This window comes from uncultured Photobacterium sp. (assembly GCF_947502415.1).
Lineage (GTDB): Bacteria > Pseudomonadota > Gammaproteobacteria > Enterobacterales > Vibrionaceae > Photobacterium.
This window is the reverse complement of the sequence record NZ_CANMZV010000039.1, coordinates 1-17,482: the sequence shown is the minus strand read 5'-3', so window position 1 is coordinate 17,482 and position 17,482 is coordinate 1. Positions and strand designations below refer to the sequence as shown.

12 protein-coding genes and 3 pseudogenes are annotated in these 17,482 nt (G+C 42.2%); 8 read left to right on the top strand and 7 right to left on the bottom strand.

Annotation, left to right across the window (positions count from 1 at the left end):
- Positions 1-98: 98 nt before the first annotated feature.
- A complete protein-coding gene (locus tag Q0852_RS22630; RefSeq protein ID WP_299022476.1) occupies positions 99-893 on the bottom strand; it encodes a helix-turn-helix transcriptional regulator in 795 nt (264 codons plus the stop codon).
- Positions 894-1,068: 175 nt separating this feature from the next.
- On the opposite strand from Q0852_RS22630, the gene Q0852_RS22625 reads away from it, so the two are divergent.
- Positions 1,069-1,917 carry an MBL fold metallo-hydrolase gene (locus Q0852_RS22625; RefSeq protein ID WP_299022475.1) on the top strand — a complete coding sequence of 283 codons (849 nt, stop codon included), beginning with the start codon at positions 1,069-1,071 and terminating at the stop codon, positions 1,915-1,917.
- A gap of 49 nt (positions 1,918-1,966) precedes the next feature.
- Here the strand turns inward: Q0852_RS22625 and Q0852_RS22620 are convergent, their stop codons facing one another.
- On the bottom strand, positions 1,967-3,838 hold the full coding sequence (locus Q0852_RS22620; protein WP_299022474.1) for a methyl-accepting chemotaxis protein: 1,872 nt from the start codon (positions 3,836-3,838) through the stop codon (positions 1,967-1,969).
- Between the two features lie 453 nt (positions 3,839-4,291).
- Positions 4,292-4,726 carry a thioredoxin family protein gene (locus tag Q0852_RS22615; RefSeq protein WP_299022473.1) on the bottom strand — a complete coding sequence of 145 codons (435 nt, stop codon included), beginning with the start codon at positions 4,724-4,726 and terminating at the stop codon, positions 4,292-4,294.
- A gap of 211 nt (positions 4,727-4,937) precedes the next feature.
- Here Q0852_RS22615 and Q0852_RS22610 point away from each other — a divergent pair, with 211 nt between their 5' ends.
- Positions 4,938-6,119, top strand: coding sequence for a phosphatidylserine decarboxylase (locus Q0852_RS22610; RefSeq protein ID WP_299022471.1), 1,182 nt, complete (start codon positions 4,938-4,940; stop codon positions 6,117-6,119).
- Between the two features lie 75 nt (positions 6,120-6,194).
- On the opposite strand, the pseudogene Q0852_RS22605 reads toward Q0852_RS22610, so the two are convergent.
- The 4 genes and pseudogenes from Q0852_RS22605 to Q0852_RS22585 all read right to left on the bottom strand — a co-directional run.
- Positions 6,195-6,452: pseudogene (locus Q0852_RS22605) on the bottom strand (GGDEF domain-containing protein); the annotation flags it as partial.
- Between the two features lie 174 nt (positions 6,453-6,626).
- A pseudogene (locus tag Q0852_RS24010) lies at positions 6,627-7,807 on the bottom strand (HD domain-containing phosphohydrolase).
- Between the two features lie 321 nt (positions 7,808-8,128).
- Positions 8,129-8,689 (bottom strand): annotated as a pseudogene (locus tag Q0852_RS22590) (outer membrane beta-barrel protein).
- 296 nt (positions 8,690-8,985) lie between these two features.
- A complete protein-coding gene (locus Q0852_RS22585; protein ID WP_299022466.1) occupies positions 8,986-10,179 on the bottom strand; it encodes a nucleoside transporter C-terminal domain-containing protein in 1,194 nt (397 codons plus the stop codon).
- A gap of 1,160 nt (positions 10,180-11,339) precedes the next feature.
- On the opposite strand from Q0852_RS22585, the gene Q0852_RS22580 reads away from it, so the two are divergent.
- The 6 genes from Q0852_RS22580 (at position 11,340) to Q0852_RS22555 (ending at position 17,048) form a co-directional block, all read left to right on the top strand.
- Positions 11,340-11,918: a recombinase family protein gene (locus tag Q0852_RS22580; RefSeq protein WP_299022465.1), complete on the top strand. Its 579-nt coding sequence runs from the start codon at positions 11,340-11,342 to the stop codon at positions 11,916-11,918.
- Between the two features lie 158 nt (positions 11,919-12,076).
- Positions 12,077-12,946, top strand: coding sequence for a hypothetical protein (locus Q0852_RS22575; RefSeq protein WP_299022464.1), 870 nt, complete (start codon positions 12,077-12,079; stop codon positions 12,944-12,946).
- Between the two features lie 293 nt (positions 12,947-13,239).
- Positions 13,240-13,935, top strand: coding sequence for a hypothetical protein (locus Q0852_RS22570; RefSeq protein WP_299022462.1), 696 nt, complete (start codon positions 13,240-13,242; stop codon positions 13,933-13,935).
- Positions 13,936-13,981: 46 nt separating this feature from the next.
- On the top strand, positions 13,982-14,260 hold the full coding sequence (locus Q0852_RS22565) for an AlpA family transcriptional regulator (protein ID WP_299022461.1): 279 nt from the start codon (positions 13,982-13,984) through the stop codon (positions 14,258-14,260).
- Positions 14,250-14,612, top strand: a complete 363-nt coding sequence (locus Q0852_RS22560) for a hypothetical protein (RefSeq protein ID WP_299022460.1) — start codon at positions 14,250-14,252, stop codon at positions 14,610-14,612. Before Q0852_RS22565 ends, Q0852_RS22560 begins: the two co-directional genes overlap by 11 nt.
- Before the next feature lie 75 nt (positions 14,613-14,687).
- Positions 14,688-17,048: a DUF3987 domain-containing protein gene (locus tag Q0852_RS22555; RefSeq protein WP_299022458.1), complete on the top strand. Its 2,361-nt coding sequence runs from the start codon at positions 14,688-14,690 to the stop codon at positions 17,046-17,048.
- The last annotated feature ends 434 nt before the right edge of the window (positions 17,049-17,482 follow it).

Sequence of the window (17,482 nt, the reverse complement as noted above, 5' to 3'; positions counted from 1 at the left end):
GTCGCCATAAGATCACCCGATAACTCGACAAATAACTAAACTATAGTTCAAATCACCAAGTTGGCATCACGACCAAAAATTGTCGTTATTTTCTTTGATCATCGTTCTGCACTTGAATAGAAGCGCTGCCTGTATTGTTCGGGTGTACATTGGGCATGGCGTTTGAATAGCGTGATGAACGGCGTGGCCTGGTGGTAACCGAGCGTCAGGGCAATTTCTTTAATTGATACCCCTTGGCGTAGCAAGTGCAATGAGTAAATAAACTTACGTCGTTGACGCCATTCAGTGAAGCTCATACCTAACTTGTCTTGGCAATGGCGTGCAAGTGTCCGTTCTGTTGTATGGAGTTGTTGCGCCCAATCTTTGAGTGTTTTTGGGGATGTTGGGTTATGTTCAAGTTCTTGGAGAATGGGTTTCAGTTGCTTACTGTCGCTGTTAGGGAGGAACTGGTCATGCTCTTTGGCTTTGAGGACTTGATCAAGCAGGACTTTTACCAAGCGAAGATCTTCATCAGAATTCGGAACGGCAATGCGCCTGTCTTTCAAGTCGCCAATAATGGAATCCATGATGGGGCTGACTTCCAATAAACAGGCGTAGCTAGGTAATGCCTCTGCCAGAGGGGAGATGATATTCATTGAGCAGTAGTCCAGGCTTCGCCGCATGAAGCTTTCGTGTTCAATACTCGCTGGTACCCAAACCGCATATTGTGATGGCGAGAGAAAACGTTTTTTTTCCGTTGTCAGTTCCAGAATACCACCTTTGATGAACTGTAGTTGTCCCCATGGATGGCTGTGTTTGGGCGTTGTGGTATTGGGTAAGAATATCTCATGACCAAAGAAAATCTCTCCGGGAGGATTATTGTTATCAAATAATGGTTGATAGATTTTCTTCATATCCAGTGTTCTATGTAATGACAGTGAGTGACTAAGTTAATCAGCCTGTTATGGCTTGGCAAGTAATCGGTGAAAATCCTACGCCAATCTAGGTGATACTGATGAGGCAATGACTAGACTTAACAGCATATGACAATAAGCTTTTAAGTCCATCTCCGTATAGGAGGACTATGTTATGGCGGCACAAGTAAAAGTGTTTTATCACTCTGATACTTCAACTCTATGTTATATCGTCTTTGATCAGGTTGGAGGTCACGCTGTTGTGATTGATAGCGTCAGGGATTTTGCGGTTAATTCTGGCAAGGTAGATAATTATTTTGCTGATCAGCTGATTGCTTTTCTTAAAGATAATAGCTTAACTCTTGACTGGATTTTGGAAACTCATGCTCATGCTGATCATCTTTCGGCTGCGAGTTATCTGAGAAGCCAGCTTGGCGGCAAGGTGGCTGTAGGGAAGGGGATCATTGAGGTTCAGGCTGTTTTTAAAGAGCTTCTCGCTCTCCCTGAAGGGTTGTTTTCTGATGGCCGTGATGGATTTGACCACCTTTTTGAAGATAAAGAGCACTTTACGTTTGGTACGCTGAAAGGACTTGTGCTGGCGACACCAGGACATACTAATGACAGTGTTACCTATATCATTGAAGACAATGCTTTTGTCGGTGATACCTTGTTCATGCCTGATTTTGGTTCGGCACGTTGTGACTTTCCTGGTGGTGACGCCTCACTTCTTTATGACAGTATCCGCCGGCTCTATGACTTGCCCGATGAGACGAACTTATGGATTTGCCACGATTATCAGCCTGGAGGTAGGGCGTTGGAATATCTGACGACGGTTGCTGATAGCAAGGCTGAGAACATTCATATTAATGATGACGTAACTAAAAGTGATTTTGTTGAGTTCAGGCAGGAAAGGGATAGTCACCTGGATGCACCAAAACTGCTCTACCCCTCGGTGCAGGTTAATATAAGGGCAGGACAATTACCTGAGCAATTTTTTAAAATCCCTGTAATTATGGTGGCTTAATTATAATAGAGCCCAAAGAAGGCATGGCTTCTTTGGGCAATAGGTTTTATTAATGGCTGAATTCGCCTAACAATGTTTGTTGTTGCTGTGACTGATCCAGTAATGATTGGCTCATGTCATGCGTTTCTTTGGCTGTTTGGTTTAATGAGGCTGAAGCTGTGAGAATCGCTTCGGAGTTGCGGTTTATCTCTTCGGTTGCGGAGCTTTGTTGTTCTGCTGCACTGGCAATTTGTAGTGTCATGCCAGATATTTGCTCGATAGCGCCGTTGATTTTATCTAATGATTCTTTAGCCTGTTCGGCTTGTTCAACAGAGCGCTGAGCACCGATACGGCTGGCTTCGATTACTTCAACGGTTTCCCCTGTTTTTTCACGTAAGACACCGATCATGCTATTGATTTCTCGAGTGGCATCTTGAGTTCGTGATGCCAGATTACGGACTTCATCCGCTACGACCGCAAAACCGCGTCCTTGTTCTCCTGCCCTTGCAGCTTCAATCGCGGCATTCAGTGCCAGTAAGTTGGTTTGTTCTGCAATACTGCTGATCACATCGGTAATGGATTCAATTCCTTCACTGTGTTCAGCCAGGATATTGACTGTTTTTCGCGCCTGTTCAAGTTGTTCAGATAAGGCAATGATAGCCTGTGCTGTATTTTCAACGGTTTGATTACCTTCGATAGTGGCGATATTGGCATCTTCTGTATGGTGGGCAACTTGTTGGGCATTTTGAGCGACATTATGTGACGTCATTGCCATTTCATTAATTGACGCTGCTAGCTGATCAATTTCTTGCTGTTGGTTGGCAATATAATTAGCGGAGTTGCCTGCTGTGGTTTGTGCGTCGCGGCTAGTTTTAAGCAGGTAGCCACCAATATTCTGGATGTCGATGATAAGTTTTTGCAGTGACTCCATAAAGTGATTGAAGTTTTCTGCTAGCTCTTGGAATTCATCATTACTGCGGGAGTGAATTCGTTGCCCCAGATTGGCTTTGCCACTCGCAATTTGTCGCATTGCATTACCAATTAATTGCATTGGCTTGAGGAGGCGCCTGATGATGAGGCTATAGAAGAAAAAGCAAAGTACTGCTGTACCAAGAGTAAATACCGCGATGAAGGATTGCATCTGGCTGATGGATGCGTAAGCTGCCGCATGATCGAGTACAAGGCCGACTTTCCAATGAGCGCCTTGGATATTAACGGGAGCAAATGACAGTAACTTCTCTTCGCCCTTGATATAGGCCATTTGTAGTTTGTTGCCTAAAGTTGGCATGGTGTCGAATAGTTGTGAGAGTGGCTTGCCGTTAAGGTTGGGGTCTGGGTGGCTGATAATAACGCCATCATTGCCGACAAGATATGCATACCCACCGTTACCAAGCGGGTGGTGGTTTAAGATATCAAGTAGTGCGTCGAGTTCAATTTTCCCATTTACTACGCCTTGAATACCACGGGCATCAGTAAGCGGTGCGCCGATAGCTATCATCAGTTTTTGGGTTTTGGTATCGATATAGGGCTTCTTGATATTGATGTCGCCCTTCGCCCGGGCTTCTTTGTACCATGAGCGTTTACGCGCATCGTAAGTTTTATCATTAAAAGGGTGGTTGATAATTAAATTTGGCCGGTCTTCAAGGCCGACATAGGCAACCGAGAATTCTTGTTTGAGTATAGGGAGATCTATCAAGCTTTGGATTTCCCCGTCACTTGTGGTCCGGGAAATTCCTTGGCGAAGCATTCTGATCTGCTTTTCTTTGCCTTGTAACCAGGTACCAATATGGTTTGCCATGGAAACAGAGTAGGTTTCCATTTTATTGGTTACATTTTCGGTGATGTCTTTATATGAGTTGTAATAAAGAATTGCTGATAGAGCAGCAATAGCACCCGTTGCAATTAAGGTGCTCGAAATTACGAGTTTATTAGAAAACTTCATTGTGCAATATTCCTGAGAGAAGAATGTTACTAACAACCATCTCAATAAGATGTTTGTGTTACCCTAACTATGGCGATGAATTTTAATAAGCTAATTATTTAGCTTGATATTTTTAGAAAATTTATTCATAAACCCTACCGCTTTGCCATGAATTGAATGTGAAAAATAAATGGTTAATCAGCATTAATAATAAAGCTATTAATGCTCAATGTAGTTTCATGCTTGTGACTCATATATAAAATGCGCTTTTAAAATTTGTTTGTCACTGAATATACATTTGTTTTTTGACGTTGCTCAGCTTTAGTAAGGATGTTGTATTAATTGAAAGTTGGAATAGTCAATCTAATGAACATTAGGCGATTTTTTGACGGTGAGGAAGGTATGTGAAGATATTGGCTTTATGACAGCATGGCAAGATCTTGTTTGCCATGCTTTGGGCAGATGCGTGATGGATTATGCTGTTATTGAGTACTTTCGTAGTATCTCTCTAAACTCTTCTTCGCTGAAGCTGACATTCCGGGATTCAAGTAACTCACCATCTTTTGAGATGATCATGATGTGCGGAAAAGCTGTAATTTCCGGGAATAAATTGAAAAAGTCTTCATTTTTATTTTCATCACTCCAGTTTGCTTTAATAAATACAAAATCTTTCTCGATAACCTTGTCTAGTTTTAATTCTTTCAAATCTTTTTCGAACTTGTAACACCAGCGGCACCAATTCCCACCCGCTATAACAAAAATATTTTTATGTGTGGTTGTGGCTGTTTTGAGAGCTTCGTAGTAGTTCTCAAAAACATTTTGTGTTGGGTCGTAAATATCCTTAGATTTAGCGATAGCTTGTGAAGAAATGAGAAGTAATAATAAAATGATTGTTTTGATTTGTGGCACGGGATTTAACCTTGAACTAATTAGTTACTTTTAATTGTATGATTTTAAAGTGAATGATAAAAGCGAAATGTAGCTTTGTGTTAGCAGATGTTGATGTTATTGCCTACTATAAAAGGATGTAATATTTGATAAGTGGCTTTTGAATATCTATCGTTCTTAAATTTGTTCTGAAGTGGTAGACCTATCTATAATCACATAAGAAGGATAAATCATGACAAGAGACGAGATGCTATTATTTGAGAAGAAGCCTTTGTGCCCGATAGTAGAAGAGCTTAAAGACATTTTCGAAAACAATCCTGAAGTACAAATCGCATTCAATGATGCCATTGATAATATTAAAAATTTTCCTGATGACCCACCACTTAAGCCTAAAAATAACATCTGGGCAGGAAAAGATTACATGGCATTTTGTTTTTACTTCAATAATTGGTTTCATTTCCTTGCTACACCCTCCCAAGCTGGACTCGGTTTTATTATGCATTTTACTGAGTTTTACTATAACAATGACCAGGCTGCTCACTTCCTGAATACATTTAAAGTAAATGACAGACCTGTGATTTATGATTGGACTGTCAAATTCATCATTGCTCGCGGAAAATTCATGGATACCCCAGGCCATGAAGTTCAGGATGCTATATCTGAGTGGATTAATGACCCTGCAACACACATTGAAGATTTTCAGGTACCCAGTGGGGGATACAAAACATTCAATGCGTTTTTTACTCGGGAATTGAAACCAGGAGCAAGAACTGTTTGTGCGACAGAGGATGACTCGGTCATTGTTGCGCCGGCTGATAGTGAACTCAACATGATTGATTCGGCTTTAACCGGAGAAACGACGCTTGAGACTAAAGGGCATAACCGGCTAAACGTCAAACAATTATTAAATGGTTACTATAGTTGGGATCGTTTTATCGGTGGAACTGCCCTTTCCTGTGTTTTGTTACCTTCTGATTATCATCATTACCATGCGCCGGTAACTGGGAAGCTGGTGCATTATGAAGAGGCGGGTCAGGTGTATTTTGGTTTGGAAGAGGCGCCATCATGGTTTCATGACGGTAATGTTGGCGCAAGTGATGCCAATTTTAGTGTTTTTGAACAGTTTCATCGTGCCATCTTTATATTTCAAACTGAAAAATTCGGCCAGGTCGCTATGGTTGCTGTTGGTTTAAATACCATTAGTAAGATTGGTGCTGATATGAGTTCGATAAATACTGTCAATAAATACAAAAAAATTGACGAGCATAATCCCATGAAGATTTATAAGGGCGAACAGTTGGGGCATTTCAAATATGGTGGTTCATTGAATATTCTTTTGTTTGAGCCTGGGGTATTTCAGGGAGTCAAAGTTCATCAAGGGCAAAGAATAGGCAGCTTAACGAAACCTACATGATTCGCTGAGTAAAGCGTAGTTAGTGGTATTGTACAAATTAGTACTAACTTATTATGGCAAGTAGCAAGCGGTGAGTTAAACCATTGTTGGTGCCAATTCCCAGCAGTTATGACCATTTGCTTTCGCTTTGTATAGGGCGGTGTCTGCTTGTCCAATCAGTTTGTTTAAAGAGCTGCCTTTTGCATAATCGATTGCAATACCTAAGCTTATCGTACATCTCACTTCGTGATGGTTGAAGGTGATGTTTAACCTCTCAACACATGAGCGAATTTTTTCAGCGACAAATTTTGTTTCTTCTGCGTTTGTATCATACAAAAGCACTACAAGCTCTTCGCCTCCTAATCTCGTTTACGAAGTGTGGACTTAATTTTTGTTGGTATTTATGATTGGGTATCATGAGCTGAATAACCGAGTGTTCAGGTTGGTTATTTTATGCCAAGGGTATCAAAGCGATTTCTTCATTGAGCTAATTATCTAACAGATAAACATCTATCTCTGTATTAGCTTTTATTCGGATAGCAGTTCATCAGTTGTTTCACTTCCTTTGGCAATTTTAAAACACGTTTCTCTATGGCGTTTGGTAAGGGTGACGATATTTGGGTCAAGCTTTCTGCTCTGCGATAAATCTTCAAGAATATCGATGACTTTATTAAGTGGCATTCCGTTTCGGTAGGGGCGATCTTGAACTAATGCCTGAAAAATATCAGCGACAGCAATGATCCGGGCTTCTATACTGAGATCTTTTTCACAAGGATGGAATGGGTATCCGGCTCCGTTGAGTCCTTCATGGTGGAACGCAGCCCATCGAGCAATTTCTTCCAACCCCCGTATGTGCCGTAAGATTTCATAAGTCTCATAGCTATGTTGGTTCATGATGAACGCTCGATATCATTAAGTGGACCTGGTTTTTCCAGGATGTGATCCGGCGTATGCAGTTTGCCTAAGTCATGTAACAGGCCTGCGATTTCAATTTTGTCACATTGTTCGTTAAATAAACCGAAGGTTTTCCCAAGGAATTTTGCTAGGTTAGCTACTCTTAGTGAATGCTGAGCCGTAAATGGGCTTTTTTGATCAACGATGTAAGCCATTATCATTGATAACTGTTTTAGCTGCGGAATGTTTAATGAGCGGCTGCTTTCATAGTGGCTCATGTCCCATGCAAAACGGGTAACATGGCGATCTTCCAAGGCTATCCAGAAGGCTTCACATTGTTCTGCCTCGATGAATGCCTTTATTAGAGCTGGATCGAAAAAAGATTCTGAATGGTATCTCAGAGTTGTGACTATTTCATTTCGTGCTAGCAATATGTCGCTATCGTAATGGGGCGCTGCAAGAACATCAATACGATCAGAAAGAAAGATAAGGTTAGCCATGCGAGCATCTTGCATACTGATTTGGAAACCTTTCAGCTTTTCCCATGGAGTATGGTGGTACAGGATTGGTAGGGCAAAGTGAGAGAGAGGAGCGAAGTCTTTCAATAAACGGTAGCCAATTTCACAATGGATGTGTGAGTCATTCCAGTCAAAGTGGTTAACCAGATTAGAATGCATTTGTTCAGTCGATACGCCGCAATCGTGTAGTAAACCAAGGTCAAATGAAAACTGGATATCTTGCTCACTGAAACCGAGTTGGTTCCCTAATTGGCTGGCAATATAGCCGACACGCTTTCCGTGATTGGTATCATTCATACCAACCAAAGATACAGCCGTTTCAATTGCAATGATCATTTGACGAAGATCGATTTGTAACTCTGAAAAAGTACTCATTGCCTCTCCCTGATAATTTCTATTGAAATTCAGAAAATCGCCATGTTCTTTCTATTCTGTGTCGTGATTATTAGGCTACCAATATATGTGATTAATTTTATTGAGGTGGGTCTGATAAATGGTAGCGAGGGAATTGCGGTTTGGAGTAGTGTCTGATGAAATTTCCAAACCGCGAACAGATCAATGAACTTCTGGAGAAAGCGACAACAATTAATGTTGGCTTAGAATTCAATGAGTCATTGATTAGAATCGATAAGCGATGCCAACAGACATCATGTCAATATCCACTTCATCTAGTTTGTATCGCTCGTATTCTGCACGAACCGACATCTGCTGTATGTTTAGCGCCAGGCCAATACTAAAGTTAGGATCGAAGCCATCCTTTTTAAAGGATTTACTTACACTAGATGTTGTATCAGCTCGCCAAGAGTGCATACCAAGCTTAGCGAAGACTTCGATATCATTGGTAACTGGCAAGATTCCTGTAAAACCAATACCGACTGTTTATGCTTCAATAGTATTATTAATCGTTGTATTGAAGCCTGTTGCGTTTATTTTGTATTGACCAAAATCTGTATAGAAGACTTCTACTGCAAGGTTTCTATTAATTTGAGTGCCGCCAAATACTTTAAAACCAGTATCAGTATAATCAGTTTCTAAGCTTATTGATGGATCTATATCTAGATCGAATGAGCTGACATCTAACTCAGTTTTACCTGCCGACGCACCAAGATAAAGACCATTGATGCCTTGCGCATTAACTAAAGCCGGCGAAAGTGCTACAGCAAGACAGAGACCAAGCATCCCCTTTTTCACATTTATACCTCTAAGGTATGAGCTCTAGCGCGCAACGGTATCATGGCTTGAATGAATATCTCTAGTGTTTTATATGTCAATATGTTGTTTTATAAGGGGGTATTTGGCCGTGGAATATTTTGGCTGGTCTTTTATTTGCTTTTTTTGTTTCGAGGTGTTTTCTGGGAATATGCCGCACGTATTGGACTTTGGCTTTTCTATTCAGGCTGTAGGCAAGGTGGAAAGTAGAAAAATGCTGGCACATTGGCCAGCATTTTAAACATATAGTGATAAGCAAATGGAGCCTAGTTGAGCATGATATTGGCGATCATTGCTGACAGTACGCTCACAAGTGTTGCACCATAAAGCAGACGTAAACCAAAGCGTGCCACCATGTTGCCTTTCTCTTCATTAACGCCTTTTACCGCACCTGCAATGATGCCGATTGAGCTGAAGTTAGCGAAAGATACAAGGAAAATAGAGAGTGTACCAACGGTTTGCGCCGAAAGGTTTGCCATCTTATCTTGTAGTGCCATCATTGCTACAAACTCGTTAGAAACCAGTTTTGTTGCCATGATGCTGCCCGCCTGTAGTGCTTCACTAGCCGGAATACCCATTAACCAGGCAACAGGGTAGAACACATAACCAATAGTATCCTGGAAGCTGATACCAAACGCCCAGGTAAAGATTTGGTTGATCATGGCAATCAGTGAAATAAAGCCAATCAGCATTGCTGCAACAATAACCGCGACTTTAAAGCCAGTGATGATGTATTCACCCAGCATTTCAAAGAACGTTAGTTTTTCTTCGCTGCTTTCTTTAACCATGTCATCAAAGTTGATTTCTGATTCATGATCATAAGGGTTGATAAGGGACAGGATAATAAAGGTGCTGAACATATTCAGAATTAGCGCAGCTACGACATATTTAGGCGCAATCAACTGCATGTACGAGCCAACAATAGACATAGATACCGTTGACATTGCCGTTGCGGCCAGTGTGTACATACGGCGTTCTGACATTTTGCTAAGAATATCTTTGTAGGTAATAAAGTTTTCTGACTGGCCAACCATTAATGCGCTAATGGCATTAAAGGATTCCAACTTACCCATACCATTAATTTTTGAAAGTACAAAACCAATAAATTGGATAATAACTGGGAGTACTTTTATGTGTTGTAAAATACCGATTAATGCAGAGATGAATACAATCGGCATTAATACCTGCATGAAGAAATCGAATTGATCAATATTCACCACGCCACTAAATACAAAATTGGTTCCTTCTGCGGCAAATGTCATCAGGTTTTTAAATGCGTCTGAAAATTGAGTAACGATGCCTGTTCCTGCTGAAGAATTGAGCAGGAAATAAGCGAGACCCATTTCGATAACAAGAAGTTGAATAATATAGCGGATTTTTATGCTCTTTCTGTCCTTGCTGGCGATTAATGCTAAGGCGGCTACAACAGCCAGGCCAAAAATAAAATGTAGGTAAGGCATATTAAATGTACTCGCGGGTGATATATCTCAAACTATGTGCGTATACTCTACTATTTATTTCATTAATAAAGTGATCAATACCACACTTTGCGGTTATGTATATTTTATAGACGAGCATGAATAGCGACTGAAATAATATCCGCAGCGCTTTTATGGAATAAACTTGATGTTTTTATGATCTCCGGAGGAATAAGATAGCTGAATCGAGCAAAACAAATATTAAAAATGAAATATGACATCCATAAAATGAGATGGTTGAATTGCATTCAATTTTAATTGAAAATATTTGTCATCTTTATTTTTTGTTTTGGTGCAATCTGAACTGTTATTAATTAGTGGTCTCTCATCAGTGACGCGGTAACCTTTTTCGTTTCGGACTCCCTGTGTAATGGAGGATCCGCAGATAGAAGGTGTTTAGTTTTTTTACCATTGCAAAATGCAGTGTGCCTTCATTACCTTTTGATCTACCTTATGTGTGACTTTTTTGATCGACCTCTGAAGGGATGTTAAGTATGACTTCAGAAGCATGCTGGTTTGATGACGTAATTGTTGTACCCGCTGAACTACCATTAGTAATCATATTGATAACTTCCGTATATTCAGTGGTTTATCTCTCTAGTTGTACCATTAACTCATACTTTTCAGTTACGTTTCTTTGGCGAACCGGGCGCTAGATGGTATCCTTCCAGCCCAGTTTTAGCGTTGTGCCCGGAAAAGTAATGAATTTTAATCGAGTAGTGCACCGCTGGTTGATTAAAGAGGTAACTGCTTAGGTTATTGATAAGGTAGGTTTAGTTCATCGAGCCTGATTTGGCAAACCGAATCTGTGCTAATCGCTGTTTGACCTGTTGGTTGACTAGGTTTTCTCTGCGTTTGAATGATGCGAATGGAGTGAGTCTGCCCCCTCTGTCCGGGATCATTAGACCACTACCTCTTGCCTTGTGTGAAGTTCCCTCAATGGTCATTTCTTCGACTCATCTAGATAAAAAGGCTTAACTCTATATCGTACAGTGAGCTGTATCTTATGGTGTAAACAAAGTTATAAGTTTGTTTGCACTCTCAGAACCATGTCCTACAGTGTAAATTAAGTCCTGTTCTTGAGTTTGTTTACATCTTAGCGTAAACAAATCGACTTAGTTTACATTCATGGAGGAAGAGTAATGGCGCTACTGGGATATGCTCGCGTATCAACAAATCAACAGAACCTCGACATACAGATAAAGAAGCTTATTGTTGCTGGGGTAGAGAACTCGCCAGATTTCCTTTTTACGGATAAAGCCAGTGGTAAGAACGATGACCGTGGTGGCTTAAAGTTACTATTAACCAAGGCGCGTAAGGGAGATGCCATCTTGATTTCTAAACTCGACCGCCTTGGTCGTAATACCCGAGATATGATTAACAGCATCGAAGAATTGGACAGTCGTGGTATCGCTGTTCGTTTTCTAGATGATGGCATCAGTACCGAAGGTGCTATGGGGAAGATGGTTGTCACCATCCTGGCAGCAGTCGCCCAGGCTGAGCGAGCTCGCATACTAGAAAGAACCAATGAAGGACGTAAAGCGGCAATGGAAGCTGGAGTGAAGTTTGGGCGCATGAGAACGACGAACCGTGAAGCAGTTTTAGCCGATCTTGATACAGGGATGGCGAAAACGAAGGTTGCTGAGAAGCATGGTATTAGTCGCCAGCAGGTCTATAAGATATTGAAAGCTACTGAGCAAGATAGCCAAATGAAAGAATAATAAATTCAATCGACCTATGCTGAGACTAGAGGGAGGGGAGGGGCTGGTGGGGGCTTCCACCCATCTGGCGCTTGCCAAATAAAATCAGCATCTTATCTGCGAAACTACTCAAATTATAGTCTAGGTGATCCACTTTATGTGTATTACTTGAGGCTGCTATGACAACTAATCTCTGGTTATCTCCGCACGGTATCTGGTACTTCCGTAAAGTCTATCTCCTGCCTTCGGGTAAGCGAAAAGAAACTCGAAAAAGCCTGAGAACACGGTGTAAGCGTACTGCCAAAGAGCAAGTGATCAACCTGCTGGCTTGCGAGCAGTCATCTCGCAGGTCGTCTCAACCTTTGCCCCATGCCCCCACATTACCTGTCACGGTTACACCTGATTATCTGTCCCAACACCTTGAGCACTACATTGAGGTTAAGGCTCGGCGCTGTTGTGAGCGTGAATTACTGACGAACAGGTGCTTCATCACTCGGTACATTATGTATCTCAGGCAAGACACCATCTTTGATGCAACCAGCTCTACAGCTGCGGCAAGCTTTTTGGACTCTTTGACTGTCGCCATTCCAACGAAAAACAAGCATGCGAGCAAGATAGGGGCGTACCTCCATTGGCTGGATAAACGCACTGATATAGATGTAACAAACCCGTTCTCGCAGTTGAAGGCATACAGTATCGATCAAGCTGAGAGATTAATCGCTCTATCTTCAGAGATTGATGAGTGGAAGCGATGGGTAGTCCTGTTAGGGCGATTTACCGGAATGCGTTGCAATGAAATCTGCCAGCTTCACCGTGATGATATTGTCCAGGTTGAAGGTGTTTGGTGCGTTAGCATCGACCAAGCCGAAGATTACCAGAACTTAAAGACAGCCAGCAGTAAGAGGGTTCTGCCACTGCCTGTATACCTTCCTGAGTACTTCAATATTGAAGGCTTTATCAAGTTTGCTTCAAGCAGGGAAGGGCGGTTATTTCCTGAGGCGACTATCTACAAGGGTAATTGTGCCCACTATTTTTGGCAAATGGTTTAATCGTTGGCGCAAGAAGTATCACCTGCCTGAGTTTCATTCTCTGCGTCATTTGGTGGCGACGGAGTTGAAGTAGGCTGGTCAGCCAGAACAGTTCGCGGTAGCCATCTTAGGTCACTCTCAAAAATCCATTTCATTTGGTAGGTATGGTAAGTCAATTCCGCCGAAACGGTTGCAGAATTCAATGAAAGCAATTGCTTCTGTGAGTAGGGCTTAGCAGAATATCAAGTTGTAGTTTTTAAGTAGCAGCTGATCAGTCAATAATAAATGATTAAACAGGGAAAGGTATAAGACCGGTGAAAGTTGAAGTAATCGAGAATCCAGAAACACAAGAATTAGTTTTACAGGTTTATGACGGACAACAGCGATGGGTTTTGGATCATTTTGATGCCAGCGAACTATATGATGGCTTCATCAATCTAAATGATCGCTCACCGTTAGCTATTGAAGTTGGAGCCGCCGTGGGATCATATCTGGATCAAAAACACGACTCTAAGCGTGAAGATATGGCGCTGGAATGCGGCAGGTACATACCACTGATGTTGTCAGAGGTTGGTCTTTATAGCACGCCCCCGAAAAAGGGACGCACAATACAGAGACACATAAAAGGGTTGGCAAACCTGATTCTTAATCATGTGTGCGGTATTACAAGCGAACAACACCGCGCTGAAATTTTAGGTTTTGGAATAGAAGAAGACTATCCCAGTGCTTTAAATAAGTGCAAAAATGCAATGCTACGACACACTCATTGCATTAAAACTGCTCATGACTACTGCGGCTTTCCGGACTTTTTACCGTATATCATAGAAGCAGAAAAATATTTGCAAGAGCGAATAGAGAAACTAGAGGCGCGTCATAAAAAACCTGCTTATTTAGATAATGATATGTTCACTAAAATAAAAAATACCGAGTTAATTTTTTGTAAGGGAATTGTTGAATTGATTGAAGGACAAAATACAGACTCTAATCTGTCCCGTACAAAAAATAAATAATCCGTTTTAATGCGCTCATAGACCTTACGAACCGAAAGGAGTCATTATGAGCGTTCACCCCCCTTCATCATTCAACATCATTCGCTTACCAGAGGTACTCACGAAAACGGGTATTTCCCGGGCTTGTCTATATAAGCAAATCCAGCACGGGCTGTTCCCATCTCAAATCTCGCTTGGTTACCGTTCAGTCGGGTGGCTCGAACGTGAAATTGATGCTGTTCTAAAAGCAAGAGTTGCAGGCTATACCAACGAGCAAATTAAGGCTCTTGTCTCTGAGATGCTTGATGCACGGAAGCTGTCAACGGAGGTAAGCCATGACTCGTAAACGTTATGCACTGAAGGTATTCATCCCGCTTTTAAAAGGCAAAAAACTTAACCGTAAAGATATCAGCGAATTGTGTAACTATACGTCTGATCCCGGTCAGATTATTCAAACAATTAAAAATAATATCCATATTGAAATATCGGTTATACCAGCAATCAACCCAGCTGATACCGTGTGGTATATCAAGCTCGAAGAACGTCAGCGTTTTTACACTGAGCGAGAGGAACAGCGAAGTGAGCAGAAACGTAAGCTGGCACAAGGTAAGTATGAACGCAGCATTGATACCGTGAAAAAACTCATTAAAGAACACGGCAGTGAAGTCGTCGAGAATTGTCTGGTTGAAGAAAAATAATACCTGTTCCTAGAACTAACGGGGAAGGAAGTGCCTTCCCTTTTCTTAACGTAATTCTGTCAAGAAGGAATAACGATGGAATTTAATATTATTGATATTGCTGTAAGTTATCTGCAATGTTTTCTTTCAGTCTTTCCACTGAAAAAGCACGAAAAAACACCAGCAGTTAAATGCTGGAAACAATACCGCGAAAGCCTTGCTTCACCGGAGCTTTTTAAAGCCCACGACGGCAACCTTGGGCTGATTACGGGGCACAATGGTAACCTGAACCTTCTTGCCATCGATGTTGACCGAACAGACGAAGGTATTGAGCAGGCAAAGCTGGAATTTGTGGAAAAATATGGTTTTGTAGATTGGGAGTCCGCCTGTTGCCAAGCAACCCCCTCAGGTGGTCGCCATTACTTTTTCAGGATCCCTGACGGTATCGAAATCTCAAATCGAGCCGGGATCATCGATGGTGTCGATATCCGTGGTGAAGGCGGTTATGTCGTCATTTCGCCCTCTGTAGCGCGTTGTAAGCATACCGGAGAGCTTAAGGCTTACCATTGGCTAACCGACATTCCGCTGCATGAAGCCGCTGAGATTAGCGTAGAGGTAGCAACGGCAATTGCCCAATCCGGCAAGGAGAAGCTTAAGGAAACTGTAATCCAGGAACCAGTGCCTACACAGCCCAACTATAACGTTCCAACCACGGCATATGGTGCGAAGGCATTAGATGGCTGTATTAGTGAAATGCTGATAGCCAAAGAAGGCACACGCAACGACACTCTTAACGCGCAAGCGTTTAATGTCGGGCGGCTGATTGGTGGCCATCAAGTTAATCAGAATGATGGCTATAATGGACTTGTTGATGCGGCTCTTAATATCGGGTTGAGTGAGCAGGAAGCAAAGGCAACTATCGCTAGCGGTATTGAAGCTGGCTTGAAGGAGCCTCGCGTGCCGGATGACCTTACTGAATCCGGTGAAGAGCCAAATGTTGATTGGCAGGAGTGGGGAGATCCGCAACCTTTTAATGCTGAGCTTGAACCTGTCTTACCATTGTCTAAAGCCATGCTTCCCGATGTTATCTACAACCATGCAAAGATCGAAGTTCGGAAAATGGACAACACAGCTCTTGACTATGCTGTCATGGCGATAATTGCCTGTGTTAGCGCTGTGATTGGAACAACGCGTATGATTCGCCCAAAGAAATATGATTTCGGTTGGCTTATTGCCCCTGTTTTGTGGTGCGTTGCGGTGGGCTCACCATCAACAAAAAAAACACCAGCATTAAAAATCGGTACCTCACTTCTCTCCTTGGCTCAGAATGAGTTTGACGAGGAATATACTTCGGTAGTTAACGAAGTCGAAGCTGATAAGGCTGTTAATGATTTAGTCATTCAAAATAAGGAAAAAGATGCCAAAGCAGCAGCCAAAAACGGAGAACTTGAAAAAGCCAAAACGCTAAAGCGCGAGATTCGTGAGTTGGGGGTAGACTTACCTAATCACCGGATAGTTTTAGTGAATGATGCGACCATCGAAGCTATCGCTATCCGTGCTGAATCGAATCCTGAAGGCTGCTTAGTCTTTCGTGATGAACTGTCAGGCTTACTTGCAATGATTGATCGAGCAGACAATGCCAATGATCGTGCCTTTTATCTAGAAGGTTTTGGCGGGGACAGTTCATACACACAAGAACGCGTTGGTCGTCCCAACGTCTATATTAAACGTTTAGGCATTTGGATCATGGGCGGGATTCAGCCTGATAAGCTGATTCCTTACCTGAGATCCCGTAAACAGGGCGAAGATAATGACGGCTTTATCGAACGAATGCAGTATATGGTTTATCCAGACCATCAGGGTTCGGAATATATCGATGAACCGACTGATCCGCTACCAGCATTCATGGCAGGTGTTCTTTTTAAACAATTGGCTGATCTAAAGTTTGATGATCATGGAAACTCTGTTGCGTGTGCTTTTACCGACGAAGCCCAAGCTGTATGGGATAAATGGGCAATAGACCTGCATCAACGTCAAAATGCTTCACCTACCGAATGGCAAGCGATCCTTGGTAAGTATCCGGCACTGTGCGCGAAGTTTGCACTTATCTTTCATCTGTGTGAATCATCCGACATAGAGGTAAGCCGCAGTGCTTTGGAAATGGCTATACGGTTCATGGGTTATATTGAGAGTCATGCTCGCCGTATTCATTCTTACTGGTTGCATGAGGAGCAGGTAACTTCAGCCAAACTACTGCTTGATAAGCTTGACACCCTTAGCCAGCCCTTCACGAAGAAATCTGTTGCTGACAAGAACTGGAAAGGACTCGGCGCTCAGGAACGTGACAAAGCTCTGAAACAGCTTGAGAAGCGTGGCTACATCCAGCGTGTTGAAGCCCCGAATCCTGGCGGACGTCCATCAGTATTTTTTTATAAGCACCCTGATTACTGCCAGTAATCGTCAACCAATCTCGGGGAACTCTAGTTTGTAGGGTTTCTCGGGTTCCTGGAGGGGGGGATGGACCACAGCAAAATACCCCCTCCCTCCTTCACATATGCCCATCCAAAACGTAACCAATTTTCAAAGTCCGAAACTTTGATTTTGATAAGTAACGCTTAATTTTTCGGGTTCGTTGGTAGGTGATCCCCATCAACCAAAAGATCCCCACCACCTCGTCTACAGAGTCCAAATCATTAACTTGTTCTACAAATAGCACCTTTATTCACAGAACGTTGAGCTGCCCCAATGAAATCTATACATCTAGTGATAGAATTGCCTGCTTTTTGATACGTATGTGGGTTTTGTGTCCAAGGGCAGGGCAAGATCATGAAGAGCCCTTATTTTACAAGGCTTCCAGAGAGGTTGCTTTTTTAGAATAGGCTTCATTTTTA